The following is a 19,550-nucleotide window of genomic DNA, read 5'->3' as shown; positions in this document are numbered from 1 at the left end:
GCGAAAACAAACGAGGAAAAACATTGAACTCATCTATCATCATTCGTTTAGCGGAACCCAGAGACGTGGACGCAATCGTTCCCTTGATCTATTCTTCCGGTCCGGCCGCTTGGGATTACGTTTTTACTCAAGGATCTAAAACACCTTCTGATTTTCTGAGCACTTCGTTTATCAAACGTGGAAACACGATCTCTTATAAAAATCATTTTGTGGCCGAGTTAAACGGGGAAGTAGTAGGCGCGATCATGAGTTATCGACAACCTTCGTTTCTTCTGCTAAACGGAGGAACGGCCCTGAGAATCGTTTCAGTCTACGGTTTCTCCGCTCCGAAGGTGATGGGGCGAGGGCTCGTGACCGAGGGAATGATACGTCCCCCGAAATCCGGAAGACTTTATTTGGGACATATTGCCGTCTCTGAAAAACACAGAGGAAAAGGAATCGGAAAGGAACTGATTCGATTTATGGCGAAGACATTCCCCGAATTCAAAACTCTTTCCTTGGACGTTTCGCAAAAGAACGAAGCGGCGATTCAACTCTACAAAGGATTGGGTTTTCAAACTGTGGACGCAAGAAGTTTCGGCGGACCGGTCGGAAAGGTGCCGGATCATTTCTACATGGAAGTGGAAAGAAGTATATTAAGATAATCGAATGGAAAATTTAAAAACACCCAGTCAGAGTTCCGTTGAGACTAGACATATCGTTATGCCGGATCAGGCCAATCACTACGGAACCTTGTTCGGCGGAACTCTCATGTATTGGATCGATATGATCGCGGCCATGGTCGCTCAAAGACACTGCGGAAAAGAAGCAGTGACCGCAAGTGTAGATCGGCTCAATTTTATAGCTCCGATCGAAGTAGGAGATCACGTAATCTTAAAAGCGAGCGTCAATTATACCGGAAGAACTTCGATGGAAGTCGGGGTTCAGGTTTCCAAGGAAAATCCTTATACGGGAACCGTCGTAAGGGCGACCACCGCTTACCTCACCTTTGTCGCGTTAGACGAAACGAAAAAACCCTGTCCCGTTCCGCAGATCAAACCGGAAACCGAAGCGGAAACAAGAAGATTTAAGAATGCGGTTTTAAGACAGGAATCCAATCGGGAGTTGGTAAAAAAAATCAGAGATTCCAAATGAAGATTCTATTTTCAAAATGTGATCCGGTCTTAGCTCCTTGGATCGGATGTTATTGGGGTTGGGAATCGGATTCTACCTCGACGCAGTTTGAATTTCCGAAAATATTTCCGTCCGTCGAGAACGAACTTCATATATCCTATCGAGATCCGATTTTGATCGGGACCGTTCAAAATGGAAAGGAAGAATGGAATTCTTCCCAAGGACATATCATTGGAAATCATCTCTCTCCTTTTCGAATTTCTCCCAAAGGAAAAGTAGGATTTTTTAATATAAGAATGTTTCCAGGATCCTTTTACGAATTTTTTAAAATTCCGGGAAAGGAAGTTCGGAGCCATCTGAGCGATCTGCAAGTTCCTAAAAACAAGGAATATTCCGATTTTGTGAATCGAATTCGAGATGCCCGTAACTTCGAGGATCGAGTATCTCTTTCAAACGAATACTTTAGAAAATTATTGAATTCTAAAAAAGAATCGGAATCAATCGTCGCGGAAGCGATTCGAAAAATTACCGCGAGCAATGGTAAGATTCCTATCTCAAGGTTAGCGCAGGATTTGGGACTGGTCAAAAAAACTTTGAAAAGAAAGTTTCAGGAAAGGATCGGATACAATCCAAAGGAATTTGCGAGAGTCGTTCGTTTTCAAAACGCCGCTTGGATGAAATTGGAAAATCAAAATCTCAGCGATCTGGCTCTGGACGCAGGCTACTACGATCAATCTCATTTGACCAAAGAGTTTAGCGCCCTTTCCGGTTATTCTCCCTTGGTTTGGTATGGACTTAGGGATCGAATTTTGTCCCTTTTTTACAATACAAGACCCCGTTCTTTCTAGTATAATTTAAAAGATAGAATCAAAGATCGAAATATTCGAATCTGCGTTTTACGGGGAAAGAGATGAATCAAAACAAACTCGAAGAGAATTCAAATCGAGAAGGGAACGTTTCTTTTTGGAAACGATTTCTTTTTTTTAGAGCGATCAAAAAGGGAAATCCTTCCGGGTTGAAAAAACTTTTGCAGAACGGCTTGGATCCGAATGCGATCCGATACTACGGGATGAATCCCGTTTCTCTCGCGGTAAAATATCAAAATGAAGAAGTAGTGAAAGTTCTTTTGGAATTTATAGCCGATCCGAATCGAACGGATGAAGTCACGGGTTTGACTCCTTTGATCCATTCTATTTTGGAAGATTCTTCTCCTGAGATGATGTCAATATTGATTTCATTCGGAGCCGATCTCAATCAAAAGGATACAAACGGGATGAGCCCTCTACATCACTGCGTGAACGAAGGAAAACTTATACCATTTCAAATTCTTTTGGAGAAGGGTGCGGATCCGAACGTGCAGGATTTTGACGGAGTGACTTGTATGAACTTGGCTAAGTCTTCTCACGGAATGTCAGAGTTTGCCGAGCTTCTTCTCAAACACGGGGCGGATCCGATGATCAAGGATAAACACGGAAAAATCTATCTGATGTAAAAGGCTTAAAGGCCGAATTCAATTGACAGACCGGATAGGATCAAAAGCCTGAAAGGAGAATGAAACCTCCTGCGAGTCAATCTTGTCAACACTACCCGGAGTGCGCCGGTTGTGATCGATTGCATATCGGTTACGAAAAACAACTTCAGCTAAAACAAGAAGAGATTGAAAAACAGTTCGGTGGTTTTAAGGGATTAGAGATCCGAACGATCGTAAAAAGTCCGAAGGATCAGATGTATCGTCATAAGGTTCAACTTCCATTCGGACATCGTAAGATTGGCAAAAAGACGGTTCTAACGCTCGGACTACACAACAAAGAAAATACTTTCATCATCGATCAGAAAGAATGTAGAATTCAGGACGCCGACTTGACCACAGTTGCTTCCGCGATAAGACACTGGGCAAGAACTGAAAATCTCAGTCCATACTTTGAAAAAAATGGAAACGGTCTTTTAAGACATATCGTTTTGAGAAAGGCTAACGCTTCTCAGGAAATTCTCGTCGGGATCGTAACCAACGCGAGTGAAATACCGGGAAGAAAAAATATCACCAATAGTCTACATTCGTATATCAAACAATTCTTAAGCGCTGAAAAATCGAAGGCTGAAGTGGTCGGAATTTTACAGAACGTGAATCAGAGAAATACAAAGGTGGTTTTGGGAGACAAGGAGACCACCTGGTATGGAAGACATTTTATCAAAGAGAAAATCGGAGATTTGAACTTTCAGATCGGTCTTTCCACATTCTTTCAAGTCAATCCGTTTCAAATCGAAAACCTATACAATCTGGTTTTGGACGATCTTCCTTCCAATTCGGTCGTCGTCGACGCTTACTGTGGGATCGGAACGATCACTCTTTACGCCGCTTCCAAATCCAAAAAGGTCATCGGCTTGGAGGAGAATCCGAATTCCATTCGTTCTGCAATCGGAGCCGCGAAAGCCAATCAAGTGGAGAATGCAATCTTTACAAAAGGTAAAGTTCTTCAGACGCTCCAATCTTCTTTAAACGAAAAGCCCGACGTGGTGATCGTAGATCCGCCGAGAGAAGGACTGGATCCGGAAACCAAAAAGATATTATTAAATTCTAAAGTGGGAAGAGTCCTTTATGTTTCCTGTAATCCGGAAACTTTGCGCAGAGACGCGTTGGAACTGACCAAATCTTTCCGTTATGAAAAATTGACTCCCGTGGATTTATTTCCGCACACGAGTCATCTGGAAAGTGTCGCGGTCTTTACAAGATAGAATCCGATTCTTAAAATGAAAACCGTTTCGATCTTCCCTCTTTTGAAATTCTGAGCCTGCAATTTAAAGCAGAATGTTTGCCGAAGTTCCGACAAAACTTTTTTTGTAAAAGGACTTGAAAACGAACTTCAAGTCCGCTCCGAGTAAAATTACGGAGAAACATTTGTTTTCAACGGATCGATTTCTAAAAAGACAGTTCAGTTTTTTTAAATACGAGGTTGGAAGTGAAGAAGGAATTGAGAGGACTCGAGCCGAGTTCCGGCTCGAGAGAACTAAAGATTAAAATTCAGGGAAAGGAGAATCTAAGATTACTTTATCTTCTTTCAAAGAACATTTGGATTGAAGCAAGATCGTAAGAGGAGCTCCAATGAGATAGCCGCTCAGGCCTTTGATTTCCGCGATACAATCGTCTACTTCCGATTTCACGTATTTGCCGTCGGATTTGATACCGGCCAATTGGTCCGCCAAGATGGAAAGGATAGAAACCGTAGCTCGACCGCTCAAAATGGTAGAGTTGATCAAATCGGTAACGATTGCTGCGTCCTTGATTTGACCTGCGGCTTCGGATCCCTTGATTCTTCCCGGAGCGATTCCGAGCGTATCAAATAATAAGCAATTATAAACTTGGGAAAGTAAAAGCAAAATGAGAATTCTACTGAATAGAGTTTTCAAAGTTAACCTCTGATAATATGTTTGAGAAAGAATGTTCTTCTCTACAACCTAAGGTCAATCAGAAATAAATTTCATTCTTAAAAATGAGTTAAGAATCTTTGCATATACCGGATTCTTATCTTCTCGATAAAAGTCCGAAGTCGGACATTGTCTCACTCCAGGGAGATTTTTTTGGCCTTCTTAAAAATTTTCAGAATCGTTTCAGAAAGTTCTTCTTGTTTTGTAAAAAAACAAATTTGATATTCCGTTTCTTCTTGAAAACTTTTTAAGTAAGAAAGAGCCGATTGAACCCTCACCGGATCCAGATGAACAAAGGGTTCATCCAATAAAAGAATTCCGTTTTTGGGAACGGTCTTACGAGCCAAAAATAATTTGAAGATTAGGTAGAACGTCGCCAAGGTTCCGCCGGAAAGATGGTCGATGGACCTAAGCTGGCCCGCGGCGTCCTCCATCTTGATCAGTTCTTTTTTATCGAGAGCCTCGAATGAAACTTCTCTTTTAGGAAGAAGAAGGTTGAGATCTTTGCGGATTTCCGAAGCGATGGAAACAAATTGGAAAGACTGATCCTTGGAAATATCTTCTACAATTTCCTGCGCGATCTTCGCGGATTTTCGTCTGGATTCTAAACTCAAAAATTCTTTTTCCTTTTCGGCAAGGAGTTGAAGAGTAGAAATCAGATCTTTTTCTTTTTCCGGAAGAGAATCCTGGATTCTCGTGTCTTCGACTTTGATTTCCGTTTTGAGTTCGTTTAATCTTTTCTCCAAAGACTGAAGTTCCGTTTCCAATTCTTTCTTTTGCGAATTTTTGGAAAGTTTTTCCGCTTCTTGCAGACCTTGTGTTGGAATTTCATCCAAGGTGGAAATTTCAGTCTTCCATTGAATTTCCAATTCTTCCGGATTCTTTCCGGCGTTTGTCGATCGGAGTTTTTGAGAGGTTTCTGCGAGAATCTTGGACTGGGATTGAAACTCGGCTACTTGTTTGTGATATTCTTGAATTGTGGTGATTCTTCTTTCGTTCAGCCAAGAGTTTCGTTTGCTTTGGAGTTCGGAAAGTTTTTCTCTTTCCAATTTGCCTTTGGATTGGATCGTTTCCAAGGTTTCGGTCAAAACCTTGAGTTCCTTTTCCAGGGTTTCGATTTGCTCCGATTTAGATTCAAAATTTTGAATCTGTTTTGCTAAGAATTGTCTGAGAATATCCATCCTGTCGATCGGAGAAATCGGGTTTTCAGGAAACGTTAGATTCCATTCGTTTAATCTTTTGGAAACAGCGTCCCTTTCTTTCGCGGAACTGTAACGCATTTCTAAGGATTCTTTTTTCTGAGTAAAAAGATAAAGACCGACGCCGATTGCACCCGCCGAAACCAAGGAGCCGATCAAAAGTCCGAATGGAGAAACGTTGGCGACCAAGAGAGAAATCAAAACTCCCATCAGACCTAAAAAACCAAAGCCAGCGATTCCTCCTCCGATGACTTTTTGATTGGAGTTGGAAAGATCGGTCCGAACCTCTTCGGTAAAACCTTCTTCTCTGAGAGTTTTATCGATTTTTTCGATCGATTCTTCGGCTTTGACTTTCATCTTTTGCAGAAGAGAAATCTGATTCTTAAAAGAATCGGATTCTTTCTTTTTGAGATCGATCGCTTTTTGTTTGTCTTGAAGTAAGGTTTCCGAAGAAGTCAGAGAAGACTGGACTTTATCGATTTCCTTTTGAAGATTTTCATAAACGGAAGATTCGTCTTTGGAATAGAGAAAGTTTTTTTTGAGAGTTTCTTCCAGAGATTTTAATCTTTGGATCTTGGAAAGAGAATCTAAAAGTTGAATCTTCTTTTGAATTTTGGAATCCAAAAAGAATTCCTTTTCCAGCTGAGAAAGTTTCTCTTTGATCTCGTTGACTCTTTCTTGATCTTTGAGATGTTTTCCTTCCATTTCCACGTTGTTCTTATTTCGGGAATGAAGACTTTCGATCTCCGAGGTCAGACGAATTCTTTTTGATTTGAGATCCGAGATTTCTTTTTTGAGAGTTTCTACAAAGTTTGAGTCTTTGCTTCCCGTTTTTGGAGAATAGATTTTTTTGAGGGAACTCGAAATCCCTTCGAGATTCACTCCGTTGTTGAGAAGTTTACTTCGTAAGAATTCGGGTTTGATCATCTTTTCGTTGTTAAACGCAAATTCCAATTCTCCTTCACGAAGCGAGACACAATGCACATACTGAGGAGCCGCGTCTTTGGAAAGTTCGGGAATCTCACCCACGAGTTGATAACCTTCCAAACTCTTATCTCCGTAACGGGAAAGAATACTTTTTTTCGGTTCCTGACTTGCAGTGAGAAACTTGCTTCCGATTCCGAGACGAAGCGCGTCAAAGATCGTGGTTTTGCCGGATTCATTTTTTCCTTGAAAGATCGTAACGGAAGGACTGAGGTCGAAGTCGGATTTTTGAAACTTTCCGAATTTAAGAAGTTGTAGTTTGGAAATCATCTTTCGGTTTTCCCCGCGTTTTCTTCGATTTGTTCCAGACCCAATACCAAAATTTCATTCCAGTCGGGAGCATCCGCGCCGGACCAGTTTCGCTGAAGTTCCATTAGCTTTTCATAAAATATTTTTGCGACGGGGTTGTCGATAAGCGCCGAAGAGGTTTTGAGATCGGAAGTTTTGATTTCAATTTTTCTACAACGCGCGGACTCGCTAAAACGATTTAAGGTTTCCGAGACGACGTGTTCGTCTTCGACGATTCCCGAGACGCGGATTCGAACCGTGTCTTCTTGTGAAAAACGAGAAGATGTTTTTTCAAGTTCAGGAATTTCCCCGGAAAGAGTTACGGAAAGAGAAAAGTCCTTAAATTCTCCGGCGGAAACGATCGCCCTTTCTTTTAAAACCGGAGTTCCGTTTTTTCCAAGAGAGACGATGTTTACGGTGCGGACTCCGGATTCTCCCAAGGAAACGATACGAGGCGAGCCTGGATAGGCTTTGATCAGAGAACCGGAAACCTCCGAACGTTTGGAATGAATATGACCTAACGCGAGATAGTCGAACTTGGCTTCGAGAAACGGCCCGGAATCCAGAATGGAATCCGCCTCTTCCGGAGAAGGGCCGAGATATTCCACCATCTTGGTTTCGGTGCCGTGAAGGAGCGCGATCCGGTATTGAACCTTCTTTTCTTTAAATTGAATATTCGAATAATCTAAATTTCTGTTAAACGGAAAACCGAAAAATTCAGCGGAGACACCGTCCGATTCTTCCAACCAGAGTTTCACGTTTTCGCCTTTCTGAGGATAGAGCATGGGCGAAAGATCCGCGGAGATCGGGTAGGTTCCTTCTGCGAGACCGAGTTCCTCGTGATTGCCGGGGATATAAAAGATTCTTCCCGAAAAGGATTTGAGGATCGATTTGACGTCTTCTTTGAGGGCCGCGATATCGTTGTTTCGATCAAAGAGATCTCCGCAAAAAAGGATATGAGTGCATTGTTCCTCGGAAGCGATCGAGACGATCTCTTTGAGGACGGAAAGGGAATAGTCCTTTTCTTTTTGACTGAGATGCAGATCGGCGCTGTGTAAAAATCGAATCATGGGCTAGGTCCTAATTTCTAAGAATAGGGTTTTCCCCGGACAAAAATTCAAGGGAATCCGATCCTTTTTGAATTTTTTTTTGAAACTTCTGCGGGGCTTCCCGCCCTGAGAGTTGTAACCTCAATCGAATCTTGGGAATGGATTTGGAATGAGAGACGATCCCAAACGGAGTTTTTGTCGTAGTTCCTACAAGGTTTCGGGGCGGGGAATTTACTTGCAAAAAGTAGAATTTTCTGATAGAGAAGAATTCCCGAAGTTTTTCCCGCCTCCGCTCCCCACCACCCAAGATCAGGGCGGGGCCGCCAAGTTTCACAGAAGAGCCTGTAGGTCCTACAGGAGTAGAGAGATTCCGTTCGATTTCAGTTATGGGTTTGTGGAAGCGGCCGCAGATCGTTCAGCCGGGGCTTAACCTTGATCCAAAAAAGGGATGAGATGTTGTTCCACGTATTGAATGACTTTTTGGATTCGATCGGAAGCGTTCCATTTTTCGGAAATCATTCGAGGAGCGCCCCAGAGAAAGATCGCTTCGATAAAAATTTTTCGGGGATCGGGAAAGAAGGATTCGATCTTGATTTCGATTCCGTGGTCTTCCGGATCCTGAGGATTGAGAGGAGGAAGGACAAAACGAAGTCCTCCTCCTAAGATCGGTCTTCCGAGTTGTTGTAAACTGTCTCTGTTTTGTTTGAGGCGTTTTTCCCAGATCTCGCCAAACGCGTGTTCTGTGGAAGAGTCGGTTAGGAGACGAACGGTAAGATCGCTCTTTACTACATTCTTCCCTTGAATTTGCCAAACCTTGTCAAAGGCTTCGATCACTCTTTCAAAATCTTCTTCGATGGATTCCAATGAGCCGTCCGGGTTTTCGGAAATGATTAAGAGTTGTGTAATATTCGGTCCCGCGTTGATCACTTGGATCGTAAGAACCGACTGAGAAAGTTGTCTTGTAAGGACGTTTTGATTGGGACCGTAGTTGGTTCCCGTGATTTCGATTCCCAATTCTTCCAGTTTGGATTGGAACTGAAGGATTTCCGATTTGGATCTTACTACGATCGGTAAGAATAAATCGCTGAGTCCGACGTGAATGATACTTCGATTTCGATTCATAGTTTACGGTCTTAAGATCCTTTCTAACAAAAGGATCTTTTTTGAATAGAAAAGAAATTCTTCCGTATGTCGATTATCGATACTTGACTAAAAACAAATCCTGCGTGCCGTTGATAGAAATTCCGTTGATCGTTCCGGTTGCAGAACCCGTTCCGTAAAGCGCACCTTCCGGATCGGTAACGATTCCGTTGCCAATGAGAGTCGCACCGGCGGTTCCGATTTGACGGAGCCACTGTTGTTCTCCTTGTCCGTTGTATTTTGTAAAAAATAAATCGTTATTGCCGATGGAAGCACCCGTTCCGGTCACCAAATTGCCGTCTGTATAACCGGTAAAAAAAACATTGTTTGCGAGATCTGTGACCAAGGACGTGGGCGTCGTTATCGCCGTTCCGTTATTGAGGCCGAATTGTCGAATCCATTGTTGAGTTCCGCTTTGGTCGTATTTAAAAATCGTTCCAGCATAGGTGGTTCCCGGGTTTCCGAAACCGAAGTCCGCGTTACTCGAAGCTCCCACAAAAATATTTCCGGAACGATCCAGAGTGATTGGCCCGGTAAGTATTTCCACGCTTGCTTGACCTATGTGGGTGAAGAACTGCCTGTTTCCACTCGAGTCGTATTTAAAAACGAAAAGATCGTTTCCGCCGATTCCTGGAGCGGTTAGCGTAGAATAATTCGCCCCTCCCCAACCGGCGACGAAAGCCGTACCGGAAGTAGAATCGCAGGCAAGTCCGCTTGCAGTCGTATTCGCACCCGTAACCGAAAGTTGTGTCGCCCAGGATTGATTTCCGGAAGAATCAAAACGGACCACAAACATGGTTCCGGAGATTGCGACCGGGCCACCGAAAGGTCCGTTCGTGTCTCCTACGACGTAGGAATTTCCGAGACTATCCACGCAGATGTCCGTCGGGTTTAGAAAATAGCTTCCTCCGGTAGGACCTACTTGTTTGCTCCAAATCGGAGTTCCGTCCAAAGAAACCTTGATTACAAAAAGATCCTGACCGCTCAACATCGGACCGGAAAAGGCAGCATTCGTGTATCCGGCGATATAAGCATTCCCTAATGGATCTGTCGCGATTCCCACGACCGTAAGAAGCGCTCCCGATGCACCCAACTGACGAGCCCAAGCGCGACCGCTTTGGGAGTTGTATTTGGCAATGATTAGATCTTGAGTTCCGAAGACGGCTCCGTTAAAAAGGGCACCGTCCGTTTCTCCCGCGAGGATTACGTTTTGGAATGGATCTAGGGCGATGTCTTTACCGCGGCTAGTCGCCGCTACTTTTCCTTCGAGTATCATCCATTCTATGGTTCCGGTGTTTTCGCGAAAGAGAATGGGATGGATTCCCGCGAGGAATTGGTTCAACCAGTATTCGCTCGTTCTTGGATTGCCGGAGTTCATTTCTTTTCCGGGAATACAGGAGTGAAGTAAAATCCAAAGAATAGGAATTGTAAGATAAGATTTCATTTCGCACCTAATCAAATTCTAAAATTGCGTTCTTACGTAATTGAAATAATCTATCAAAGATTATGCGTTCGTTCAAAGAGTAATAATGGTAAAATTTATAGAATCAATTATAATTTGAAAAGAAATTTACCGAGTAATAAGGGAATTCCCGCCTATGGCAAAACCGGACCAGGATCGGAATGGAAATAGGTCGACTTCCCGAGGCGGCCTTGGTATCCGTACTCATTATCCTAAAAAGAGTTTTCATAGATGAACTTAGAGACTGAAATCAGACAAGAAACGAATCTTTGCGATAAATCCGGGAATCTGAATTTAAACGCGGTGGGCTGGTCCAAAAAGCCGTTACACAGATGTAATCTGAGCGGGCACTACTTAAGAAAAAAGAAATGGAACTACTGGTGCATCTACGACGAAAACTTCTTAGCTTCGTTTACGATCTCCGACGTCGATTATGCGGGAGTCATCTTTGTCTATTGGCTGAATCGTAAAACGGGAGACTTCGAGGAAGGGACGATTCTTACCCCATTCGGATCCGGAGTGAGTTTGGGACAACTCCTGGGAAGCAACGCGACTTACATCGGAAATAACGCGAGGTTACAATTTTTTAGAGAAGAAGAAGGATATCGTCTTTCGATCAATTTTTCTCCGAGAAATAAGATCCCGGTTCAGGCCGAACTTTTGATTCCCGTTCCTGAGAATTGGGAGACGCTTAACGTAGTTGTTCCTTGGTCCAAGAGAAAATTTCAGTTTACCGAAAAATTATTCGGTGTCGGGGCGAGTGGAACCGTTCGATACGGAGCGATGGAACACAAATTCGAACCCGAAACCTCCTTCGCTTGTTTGGATTACGGAAGAGGGGTTTGGCCTTATTCGACAAAATGGAACTGGGCTTCCATGGTGGCGCATAACGGAGGAGAAAGAATCGGAATCAATCTCGGAGCCGGATGGACTGACGAAACCGGAACCACCGAAAACGCGATCCTGGTTAACGGGAGAATCTATAAGATTCCGTCTAACGCGATCTTTGAGATCGACAAAGAAAATTGGATGAAACCTTGGCATTTGTATACGAAAGATTCTCAAGCGATCGATCTTCAGTTTATTCCCGAATTTCACAGAAAGGCAAATACGAATACGGGGATTCTCGCTTCTTCCGTACATCAGATGATCGGAAAATTTGAAGGTATTATTCGATTGGGAAAGAACGAATACAAGATTACGAACGGTCAAGGTTGGGCCGAAGATCATATCGCGAGATGGTAGAATCCTTGAAGAATTATATCTACAATATCGCTTCTAAAAAAGATTATGAAGAAGCGATCAAGAACGGTTTTTATATCACGGATTCTCTTGCGAAAGAAGGGTTTATCCACAGTTCTAAAAAGAATCAGGTGGAAGATACTGCGAATCGAATTTTTTCAGGAAGAACGGATTTGGTCCTTCTCGTCGTAAACACCGAAAAATTAAAATCGGAATTAAAATACGAAGCCAGCGATTCTTCCAAATTCTCAAAAGAAAACGGAAAGAATATTTTTCCGCATATCTTTGGTTCCTTGAATATGGACGCAGTGGAAAAGGTTTATGAGATCGCACCTGACGAAGAGGGAAAATTTCGTTTTCCATTCTTAGATTGAGAATTTTCTCGGAAGTTTTTTTCCAAAAGTCCAAACAAAAGAAGATGAAAAAAGAATCCAATAAAACTCGATGCACCTGGGCGACAAAGGACCCGTTGTATATAAGTTATCACGACAAGGAATGGGGAAGACCCGTGCACGAAGATCAAAAACTTTTTGAGTTCTTGATCTTAGAAGGAGCGCAGGCGGGACTTTCCTGGATCACAATCTTAAGAAAGAGAGAAAATTACAGAAAGGCTTTTGACAATTTTGATCCTAAAAAAGTTGCGAATTACAAAGAGAAAAAGATTCAATCCCTTCTTGCAAACGAAGGAATCATTCGAAATCAATTGAAGATTCGTTCCGCGGTTACAAATGCACAATTATTTTTGAATATTCAAAAAGAGTACGGTTCTTTTGACAAATATATCTGGGGATTTGTGAATCAAAAGACGATTTACAATTCTTGGAAAACGATCCGAGAGTCTCCCAACGAAACACTTGAATCCAAAACGATGAGCAAGGATCTAAAAAAAAGGGGATTCAAGTTTGTGGGTTCGACGATCTGTTACGCTTTTATGCAAGCCACGGGGATGGTGATGGATCACACGACGGATTGTTTTTGTTTTGTGAAAAAGGAACTTTAAATAATCCGAGGATTTAAAGTCAGTGATACCACTTTTGATTTTTCTTTTTATTTCGATTTTAATCTTTTTTGTTTCAAAATTCGCTCTAAAGAACTTACGTAAAAAGCGCGAAGCCGAATATTCAGAATTTTTAAAGGAATTCGAAGGTAAAAAATTCTTTCGTTATACTTCTCGGAGAAATAGCAAAGAGAAGATAGAGTCGGAGATATTGCCCTTTTTGAGCCCTGAGATACTCGTTGTTTACATGAACGGAAGGGAACCGGAATCCACGGTCGACAAAAATAGGATGATCGCAAGAATGTTATATAAATTGAATGTGATCGGATTTCCTGCCATCATAAAGATAGAACACAGCCGGGCCCTCGAACATTCTCTGAAACAAGAAATTTATTCCTTAATCAACAAAAATCGGAATCTTGTCGAAATGGTTTCCGTTATCGAGAAATACTGAATGGGCTTTCAAAAGTGATTTCGAAAATTGATAAAGACTTTTTACTTTTGTCGTAGTTCCGACTTTACTGTGAAAAGTCGCGCGCCCACCCTCGTTGGATTCATAACCTTACCCACAAATTGAAAGGAACTGCAACGAGAATCATCCCACAAGGAAGGATTTTTAGGAGTTCCTACACGGGACTTTTTTCTTGCAAAATTAGAATTTTGTGATATAGGAAAGTTTCCGGAATTTTTCCACCACCCGCCCCTCCGCCCAAAATTTGGGTGGGGCGCGCGACTTTTACGGGGGAACTGTCGTAGTTCCGACGTTCGCTCTGAAACATCCGGTCCCCACCCTCGTTGGGTGGAGGAGGAGAGGTGGCGGGAAAAAATCGGCGATTTCTCCCTTAACAGAAAAACCCGCTTCTTTCAATCAAAATTCTTCGTCAAAAACTCTGTCGTACCTCCGACAAAACAAAGCTCAGTTTTACTTTACAAAAACTTTTCATTTCCCCCGGACAATCCCCTTTGCGAAGATTCAACCACAACCTCGCAAACCACGGCTGAAAAATATTTCTAAGGAAAATTCTTTCGGATCGCGTCCTTAGAAATATTTCCATCCCAATCCGTTTGAATCAAAAGAGCGTCCACATACTGGGCCGACTTTTTCTTCGTATAAGAAAGAATAACGTAGCCCTTTTCGTTTTTAAGAATTTTACTCGCCATGTAAACTCTTTGTGAATGTTTTTTCTCCCAGATTTTTTTACCGGAAGAATCAAACCTCACGAGAACCATCGGACCTTCTCCGTCTGCAAGAACTCCTAAAAACCCCTGATCCGGAGATTCGATAATCGGATCCAAAAAATTATTCCCGCCTAACTTGTGTTTTACTTCCCAGATCGTTTCTCCGTTGGGGGAAAGTTTTAAAAGCCAGACCGATTTGTTTCCTGCGCCGGAAACTCCTCCCGATAAAAGAAGATTACCGTCGGAAAGTTTTAGCAGAGAAATTGCAAAGTCCTCGATCCCCGACGTTCCGAATTTTTTCTTCCAAAGAGGATTTCCGTCTTCATCGTATCTCTGAACGATTACATCTCTTTGAGATTCTTTTCCGGACACGTTATCCGTGCTTACAGCAAAGACCATTCCTCCGCCGGGAAGGCCGACGCTGGCGTCCGGTGCAAAACTTAGGTCGGGAATATATTTAGAATTCTTAACCGATCCGTCTTTTCCAAAAAGCGTATATAAAAAACTCGTCTTGATCTTTGTGGAAACGACCGTTGTGTTTCCTTCTTTCTCGGTTGTTTCCAACTTATGCGAAACGGAAACGAGTCCTCGAAACTTTTCATTGGAAAGTTCATGCAAATGGAAAATCTGCGGATCTTCCAAACCGCAAAAGCCGTCACAGAATTCGTTTGCATGGATAAAACGGTCTACGATCAATTCGCCTTGAGCGTTGTGTTTGGAAAAAGAAAGTTTGCGATTGAACGTCGAACTTCCGATCGAACCCGCGGCGACGAAATTACCGTCTTGAGTTGCGATGAGATGTTCTCCTCGATAACTCTCGTGATTGTGAACTCCGATTGTATATCCGTCCATGTCTACGGGTTTACTCGGAAAGAGATATCTCCACCAAACCGGATTTCCGTTCGTGTCGATTTTAGCGGCCCAAGCCGCGCTGTATTTCTTTTGTTCAATTTTAGAATTCATATCCTCTTTGGCGCAATCGTTGGAAGAGCCGACGACGACAAAGCTGCCGTCTTTAAAGGAAGCAAGGCCGGACGGAAGTTCTTCCGGGCATTCATTCGGCTTGAGTCCGTTGAACTGTTCTCCTCCAAACATCGTCTGCCAAAGAGAAACACTCTGACCAAAAGCGGAAGAGAGAATAAGAAAGAAAATGAAAAATAAAAACAATCGTTTCATCGTAAATGTTGTCCTTGTGGGAAAAGAAGTTTCAGAAAGAATTTAGAATTGTAAAGAATTTATTTTAAATTGAAGTCGAACATTACGGAAGAAAACGTTAAACGAAGAACGTTTCGGAATCGATTTCAAAACTCGATCGCCTTTATTAACAAATCGGTTTTTATAATTTCATAATAATTTCAAAGCAAAACACGAATGTTTAAGCTTTTATCATATTGCAAAGGATTACGACGATGCAACCAACGGAAGATATTCTCGGACAAAAAGAAAAGCGCGCATTTAGAATCGGTTACGTTCTTAGAATAATCATCGCCGCCTCTTTTATTCCACCGAGCTTGAACGTTTCACAAAGTGGTACGGAAAGAATCTGGATTCTTATTTTATATGCAGGGGCCGCATTTGCTTCTGCGGGGATGGTTTGGTTCTTATCGAAGGACCGATTTTGTCTCAAGGATGATAATCGAATTGCGGGTTGGGCGGGAGTAAGTCTTGATATCTTGATTCTTTCGATTCTCCCTTGGACCTGGTATGATTCAGTCGGAGGGGAAACGATTCCAAAAACCTATCTTATGAAAACAGGTTTTATTCCGATCGCTGCCGTTTTTATTTTGTTGAGTGGGTTATCTCTCAAGCCGTTGTATCCGATCTTGGTCTCTTTGGGTTCGTTGGCGATTTCAGTCTGGATGTTTTTGTACGTTCAAAGGGATCCGAATGTAGAATGGACTTCGAGTCTTTCCGAAACGTTTTTAACTCCCAAAGCAAACCCTGAGTATTATTTTTCGATGAGCGCCTTGGTCTTGTTATACGGAGGTATCGTTTCTTTTATCGCCTTTACTGCGCGCGCACTTTTGAAAGAATCCGTCGTCCTTGAAAGGAAAAGTTCGCAACTTGGAAGATATTTTTCTCCCGGAGTGATTCAAAGAATCACAGCGGAGGATAATCTTTTTGCACCCGGAGGAAGAATTCAAAAGATCGCGGTTTTGTTTTGCGACATTCGAGACTTTACTATGATATCCGAAAAACTTTCCCCGGCGGAGGTGATTTCTCTTTTAACCGAGTATCATCGAGAGATGGTTCGTGTCGTTTTTGAAAACGGAGGCTCCGTGGATAAATTTATCGGCGACGGAATTTTGGTAACTTTTGGAATTCCCGAATCCACGGAAGCGGATTGTAACAACGCAATGCTCGCAGGAATCGAAATGAAAAAGGCATTAAGAAATTTGAATATTTTAAGAACTCGAAAAGGTCTCCCGGAAATCAGACAAGGGATCGGAATTCACTTTGGAGAAGCCATTTGCGGTAATATTGGAACCGAGGAAAGGTTGGAGTTTACCGTGATAGGAGACGCCGTAAACGCGGCCTCTCGAATCGAATCTGCATGCAAAGAATTGAATGTGGACTTTTTAGTTTCTCAAGAAGTTTTGGATCGGGTCGGAAACGATTTTCAAACCGTCGGAATGGGGGAAGTAAAGGTAAAGGGAAAAGAAAAACTTCTGAGTCTTCACTCCGTGGTCTTACCCGGAATTTGAAATCGCTTTCGATTCGAAGTCTGGGCTTGAAATCGAGAATCTTACGAAATTTTCAAAAAATAAATTCATAAAATTTATACCTCCGGACAAAACTTTTGCCAAGAGGTATAAACAAAAAATTTTAGTGAGTAGTTTTATCTTCCGAATTTCGCTACGAGTTTTGCTTCGCCGATTTTGAGTTGATTGATATAAAAGCCGATCAAAGCGCCGGAAGAATTTTGATCTGCTCCGATTTTATCTTTCAAAGCATAGACCGTGAAGATATAACGATGAGGTTTATCGCCCTTTGGAGGACAAGGACCGCCGTAACCGCCGGTTCCAAAGTCAGTTCTACTTTGAACGGATTCCTTCGGTAAAAGATTTTTCTCGAGATTTCCTGAGTTTGCAGGAATCGACATAGTCGTAGCCGGTAGATTGAATACGACCCAGTGCCACCATCCGCTTCCGGTAGGCGCGTCCGGATCGTAAACTGTCACAGCAATGCTCTTTGTATCTTTTGGAAGTCCGGACCAAGAGAGAGAAGGTGAAACGTTCCCACCGGTGCAACCGAAACCGTTAAACACTTGTTCGTCGGCGATCAGTTTTCCCGCAGTGAGCTCGGGGCTTTTGAGTTGAAAAGGTTCCGCTTGCAGGATCGAAGCGGATAACAAGAATGCGAGTGCAATTCCTTTAATTTTCATGAATCGAAATTCTCCTTTCTAAACATAGCTTATTCAGCAGAAAATTAGACTTTTTGCAATTCTTGTTTTGAAGAATTTCAAAAAATTCTTTCGAATCGATTTTCGTTTATAAAAGAAAATTCATGAACGACTAATTTTCGGGAAGAAAGCCCGAGCGTTGTTTGCGATTCGGGCTTCAAAAAATTCTAATTTAGCCAGACTTTTTTGTTGTCGTTGGCATATTGATCAAAGCTAATCGGATCCTTTCCGGTGATTTCTTTTACGTCGTTTGAAATCGCAGCTACATGTCCTTCTTTGAGAAGGCCCGCGATATAGACTAAGACGTTCGAATAATCTTCGGAAACACCGGCACTGAGTAGATTCTTTTTAAATTCTTCCGAAGTAATATCCTTAAATGTGATGTTTAAGCCTGTGGCTTTGGATAACTTCTGAGCGGCCTCGTCGTGAGTGATTGATTCTTTTCCAGTGAGCATAAATTCTTTTCCATTGGAAGAATCATTCAATAAGAGAGATACGGCCGACGACGCGATGTCTCTTACGTCGATAAAACTTGCTTTTGCATCACCGGCAGGAAAATAGATTTTTTTATCCTTTAAGATTCCTGAAATCCAGAAAGTCTGAAAGTTTTGCATAAACCAATTCGGACGAATGATATTGTAAGCAATTCCGGAATTTTTCAGAGTGATTTCCAATTTTCGAAGAGGCATATCCTCCGGAGAATGTTCCACGCCGATCGCGGTCATGAGTACAATTTTCTGTAATTTTTTAGACTTTGCTTTTTCTATCCACGGATTAAGAACCCCAAATTGATCCGTAAAACCTGTGGGGGAAAGAAAGAAGGCCCTATCCACTTGATCCAAAACTTCGAGTCCAAGATTGGGTTGCAACGCATCCGCTTTAACCCAGTGAAGATTTGGAGCCTTTTTACCGGATTCAGGATTTCTTGCCGCTGCGTAGACTTCATGACCTTTTGCTAATAGACCGTCAACTACGAGTCCCGATACAAGACCGGTCGCCGCATATACAAATATTTTCATTCTTTATTCTCCTAAAAAGATAGTAGCCTAAAATTAAGAATCTGGCTATGTCCTATGATCCAAAAAGCATGTCCAATCGTATAAATGATTCGACTTTTGGATATCTTGTGATAAAGTCGATCTATGGATTTACTTTCCGAAATTCTTACCGCGGCCGCTTGGAAAACGGATATTCTTGCAAGGAGATCGATGTATCAGGCTTGGGGACTTCGTTTCCCTTGTGAAAAGAGCGGCGGATTTCATCTTCTTTCCCAGGGTTCTTGTTTTGTTCGCTTTCAAGGGAAATGTATTCCTTTGGAGAAAGGGGATATTCTATTTATCGCAAAGGGATTCAATCACGAGCTCGTATCTTCTCCGAATCAAAGAGCGATGGATATCAACAAGTTCAAAGAGGTTTTGGCGAAAGATTCAAAATTTTCGGGAGCTCCGATCACTACTTTTGTTTCCGTTCGTTACGAGGTTCCGGAGACAACTCAACATCCGTTTTTTTTAGAACTTCCGGATCATATCCTCATTCGATCCGGAGAAATTCCTCCTCATCATCCATTACATACGACTTTGATCTTGATTTCTCAAGAAGTGGATTTGGAACTCGGATCCGATCTGATTCTTCAGAGATTGACCGATATTCTTCTTTATTACGTTATACGTCATTGGTTGGAAACTCACCCTTCGCTTTCACCCGGATGGAGGAGCGCGTTTAAGGACGAGAAAATTTTAGCAGCGTTAGGCGCTCTTCATAAAAGACCGGCGTATTCTTGGACTCTTGAGAATCTGGCTCGGGACGTTGGAATTTCAAGGGCCTCTCTTGCGAATCGTTTTCGAGAAGTCTTGGGTTGTACTCCTATGGATTATCTCGCAAGACTCCGGATCGAAAAAGGAAGAAGTTTAATTCAGGACCAAGGCGCAACCTTGGAAGAGGTGGCGAGAATCGTAGGTTATTCTTCCGCGTTTGCCTTTTCAAAAGCATTCAAAAGAATTCACGGCGTTTCTCCGAGAAAGGAAGATTCTCAGAAAGTCAGATACGTATCTTGAAAGAATTTTTATCTTTG

General features: G+C 42.4%; 19 protein-coding genes. 11 read left to right on the top strand and 8 right to left on the bottom strand.

Annotated features, from left to right (window positions below):
• The first annotated feature begins 23 nt into the window (after nucleotides 1-23).
• The 5 genes from A0128_RS17015 (at nucleotide 24) to rlmD (ending at nucleotide 3,846) form a co-directional block, all read left to right on the top strand.
• A complete protein-coding gene (locus tag A0128_RS17015) occupies nucleotides 24-644 on the top strand; it encodes a GNAT family N-acetyltransferase (RefSeq protein WP_156781868.1) in 621 nt (206 codons plus the stop codon).
• A gap of 4 nt (nucleotides 645-648) precedes the next feature.
• Nucleotides 649-1,134 carry an acyl-CoA thioesterase gene (locus A0128_RS17010; RefSeq protein ID WP_069608598.1) on the top strand — a complete coding sequence of 162 codons (486 nt, stop codon included), beginning with the start codon at nucleotides 649-651 and terminating at the stop codon, nucleotides 1,132-1,134.
• On the top strand, nucleotides 1,131-1,961 hold the full coding sequence (locus A0128_RS17005) for a helix-turn-helix domain-containing protein (RefSeq protein ID WP_069608597.1): 831 nt from the start codon (nucleotides 1,131-1,133) through the stop codon (nucleotides 1,959-1,961). Before A0128_RS17010 ends, A0128_RS17005 begins: the two co-directional genes overlap by 4 nt.
• A 62-nt stretch (nucleotides 1,962-2,023) precedes the next feature.
• The gene (locus tag A0128_RS17000) at nucleotides 2,024-2,605 is read left to right on the top strand and encodes an ankyrin repeat domain-containing protein (RefSeq protein WP_069608596.1); all 582 of its coding nucleotides are present in this window, start codon (nucleotides 2,024-2,026) and stop codon (nucleotides 2,603-2,605) included.
• Between the two features lie 59 nt (nucleotides 2,606-2,664).
• Nucleotides 2,665-3,846: a 23S rRNA (uracil(1939)-C(5))-methyltransferase RlmD gene (gene rlmD, locus A0128_RS16995; protein ID WP_069608595.1), complete on the top strand. Its 1,182-nt coding sequence runs from the start codon at nucleotides 2,665-2,667 to the stop codon at nucleotides 3,844-3,846.
• A gap of 279 nt (nucleotides 3,847-4,125) precedes the next feature.
• Here the strand turns inward: rlmD and A0128_RS16990 are convergent, their stop codons facing one another.
• The 5 genes from A0128_RS16990 to A0128_RS16960 all read right to left on the bottom strand — a co-directional run bounded on the left by A0128_RS16990 (nucleotide 4,126) and on the right by A0128_RS16960 (nucleotide 10,640).
• Nucleotides 4,126-4,518, bottom strand: a complete 393-nt coding sequence (locus tag A0128_RS16990; protein WP_069608594.1) for a TIGR04452 family lipoprotein — start codon at nucleotides 4,516-4,518, stop codon at nucleotides 4,126-4,128.
• Between the two features lie 152 nt (nucleotides 4,519-4,670).
• Nucleotides 4,671-6,989: an ATP-binding protein gene (locus A0128_RS16985; RefSeq protein ID WP_069608593.1), complete on the bottom strand. Its 2,319-nt coding sequence runs from the start codon at nucleotides 6,987-6,989 to the stop codon at nucleotides 4,671-4,673.
• On the bottom strand, nucleotides 6,986-8,077 hold the full coding sequence (locus A0128_RS16980) for a metallophosphoesterase family protein (protein ID WP_069608592.1): 1,092 nt from the start codon (nucleotides 8,075-8,077) through the stop codon (nucleotides 6,986-6,988). Before A0128_RS16980 ends, A0128_RS16985 begins: the two co-directional genes overlap by 4 nt.
• Nucleotides 8,078-8,482: 405 nt before the next feature.
• Nucleotides 8,483-9,178: a hypothetical protein gene (locus tag A0128_RS16965; RefSeq protein ID WP_069608589.1), complete on the bottom strand. Its 696-nt coding sequence runs from the start codon at nucleotides 9,176-9,178 to the stop codon at nucleotides 8,483-8,485.
• Between the two features lie 73 nt (nucleotides 9,179-9,251).
• Nucleotides 9,252-10,640 (bottom strand): SBBP repeat beta-propeller lipoprotein, LipL53 family, encoded by a 1,389-nt coding sequence (locus A0128_RS16960; RefSeq protein ID WP_069608588.1) that lies wholly within the window; start codon nucleotides 10,638-10,640, stop codon nucleotides 9,252-9,254.
• A 249-nt stretch (nucleotides 10,641-10,889) separates the two neighbouring features.
• Between A0128_RS16960 and A0128_RS16955 the strand changes: the two genes are divergently transcribed.
• The 4 genes from A0128_RS16955 (at nucleotide 10,890) to A0128_RS22165 (ending at nucleotide 13,351) form a co-directional block, all read left to right on the top strand.
• On the top strand, nucleotides 10,890-11,903 hold the full coding sequence (locus A0128_RS16955) for a DUF2804 domain-containing protein (RefSeq protein WP_069608587.1): 1,014 nt from the start codon (nucleotides 10,890-10,892) through the stop codon (nucleotides 11,901-11,903).
• Nucleotides 11,897-12,274 carry a DUF952 domain-containing protein gene (locus A0128_RS16950; RefSeq protein ID WP_069608586.1) on the top strand — a complete coding sequence of 126 codons (378 nt, stop codon included), beginning with the start codon at nucleotides 11,897-11,899 and terminating at the stop codon, nucleotides 12,272-12,274. Before A0128_RS16955 ends, A0128_RS16950 begins: the two co-directional genes overlap by 7 nt.
• Nucleotides 12,275-12,318: 44 nt before the next feature.
• On the top strand, nucleotides 12,319-12,900 hold the full coding sequence (locus tag A0128_RS16945; RefSeq protein ID WP_069609366.1) for a DNA-3-methyladenine glycosylase I: 582 nt from the start codon (nucleotides 12,319-12,321) through the stop codon (nucleotides 12,898-12,900).
• 217 nt (nucleotides 12,901-13,117) lie between these two features.
• A complete protein-coding gene (locus tag A0128_RS22165; RefSeq protein ID WP_156781867.1) occupies nucleotides 13,118-13,351 on the top strand; it encodes a hypothetical protein in 234 nt (77 codons plus the stop codon).
• A 557-nt stretch (nucleotides 13,352-13,908) separates the two neighbouring features.
• On the opposite strand, the gene A0128_RS16935 is transcribed toward A0128_RS22165, so the two are convergent.
• Complete coding sequence (locus A0128_RS16935; protein ID WP_069608584.1) at nucleotides 13,909-15,252, bottom strand: hypothetical protein; 1,344 nt, start codon at nucleotides 15,250-15,252, stop codon at nucleotides 13,909-13,911.
• A gap of 233 nt (nucleotides 15,253-15,485) precedes the next feature.
• Here A0128_RS16935 and A0128_RS16930 point away from each other — a divergent pair, with 233 nt between their 5' ends.
• Nucleotides 15,486-16,781 carry an adenylate/guanylate cyclase domain-containing protein gene (locus A0128_RS16930; RefSeq protein ID WP_069608583.1) on the top strand — a complete coding sequence of 432 codons (1,296 nt, stop codon included), beginning with the start codon at nucleotides 15,486-15,488 and terminating at the stop codon, nucleotides 16,779-16,781.
• A gap of 134 nt (nucleotides 16,782-16,915) precedes the next feature.
• Here A0128_RS16930 and A0128_RS16925 read toward each other — a convergent pair whose 3' ends face one another.
• Both A0128_RS16925 and A0128_RS16920 read right to left on the bottom strand, forming a co-directional pair.
• On the bottom strand, nucleotides 16,916-17,461 hold the full coding sequence (locus A0128_RS16925) for a YbhB/YbcL family Raf kinase inhibitor-like protein (protein ID WP_069608582.1): 546 nt from the start codon (nucleotides 17,459-17,461) through the stop codon (nucleotides 16,916-16,918).
• 185 nt (nucleotides 17,462-17,646) lie between these two features.
• Nucleotides 17,647-18,498 carry an NmrA family NAD(P)-binding protein gene (locus tag A0128_RS16920; protein ID WP_069608581.1) on the bottom strand — a complete coding sequence of 284 codons (852 nt, stop codon included), beginning with the start codon at nucleotides 18,496-18,498 and terminating at the stop codon, nucleotides 17,647-17,649.
• A gap of 123 nt (nucleotides 18,499-18,621) precedes the next feature.
• On the opposite strand from A0128_RS16920, the gene A0128_RS16915 reads away from it, so the two are divergent.
• The gene (locus A0128_RS16915; RefSeq protein WP_069608580.1) at nucleotides 18,622-19,533 is read left to right on the top strand and encodes an AraC family transcriptional regulator; all 912 of its coding nucleotides are present in this window, start codon (nucleotides 18,622-18,624) and stop codon (nucleotides 19,531-19,533) included.
• The last annotated feature ends 17 nt before the right edge of the window (nucleotides 19,534-19,550 follow it).

The sequence above is a fragment of the Leptospira tipperaryensis genome (assembly GCF_001729245.1).
Taxonomy (GTDB): Bacteria; Spirochaetota; Leptospiria; order Leptospirales; family Leptospiraceae; genus Leptospira; species Leptospira tipperaryensis.
Note: the sequence above shows the minus strand (reverse complement) of the source record. Positions and strands in the feature narration are given on the sequence as shown.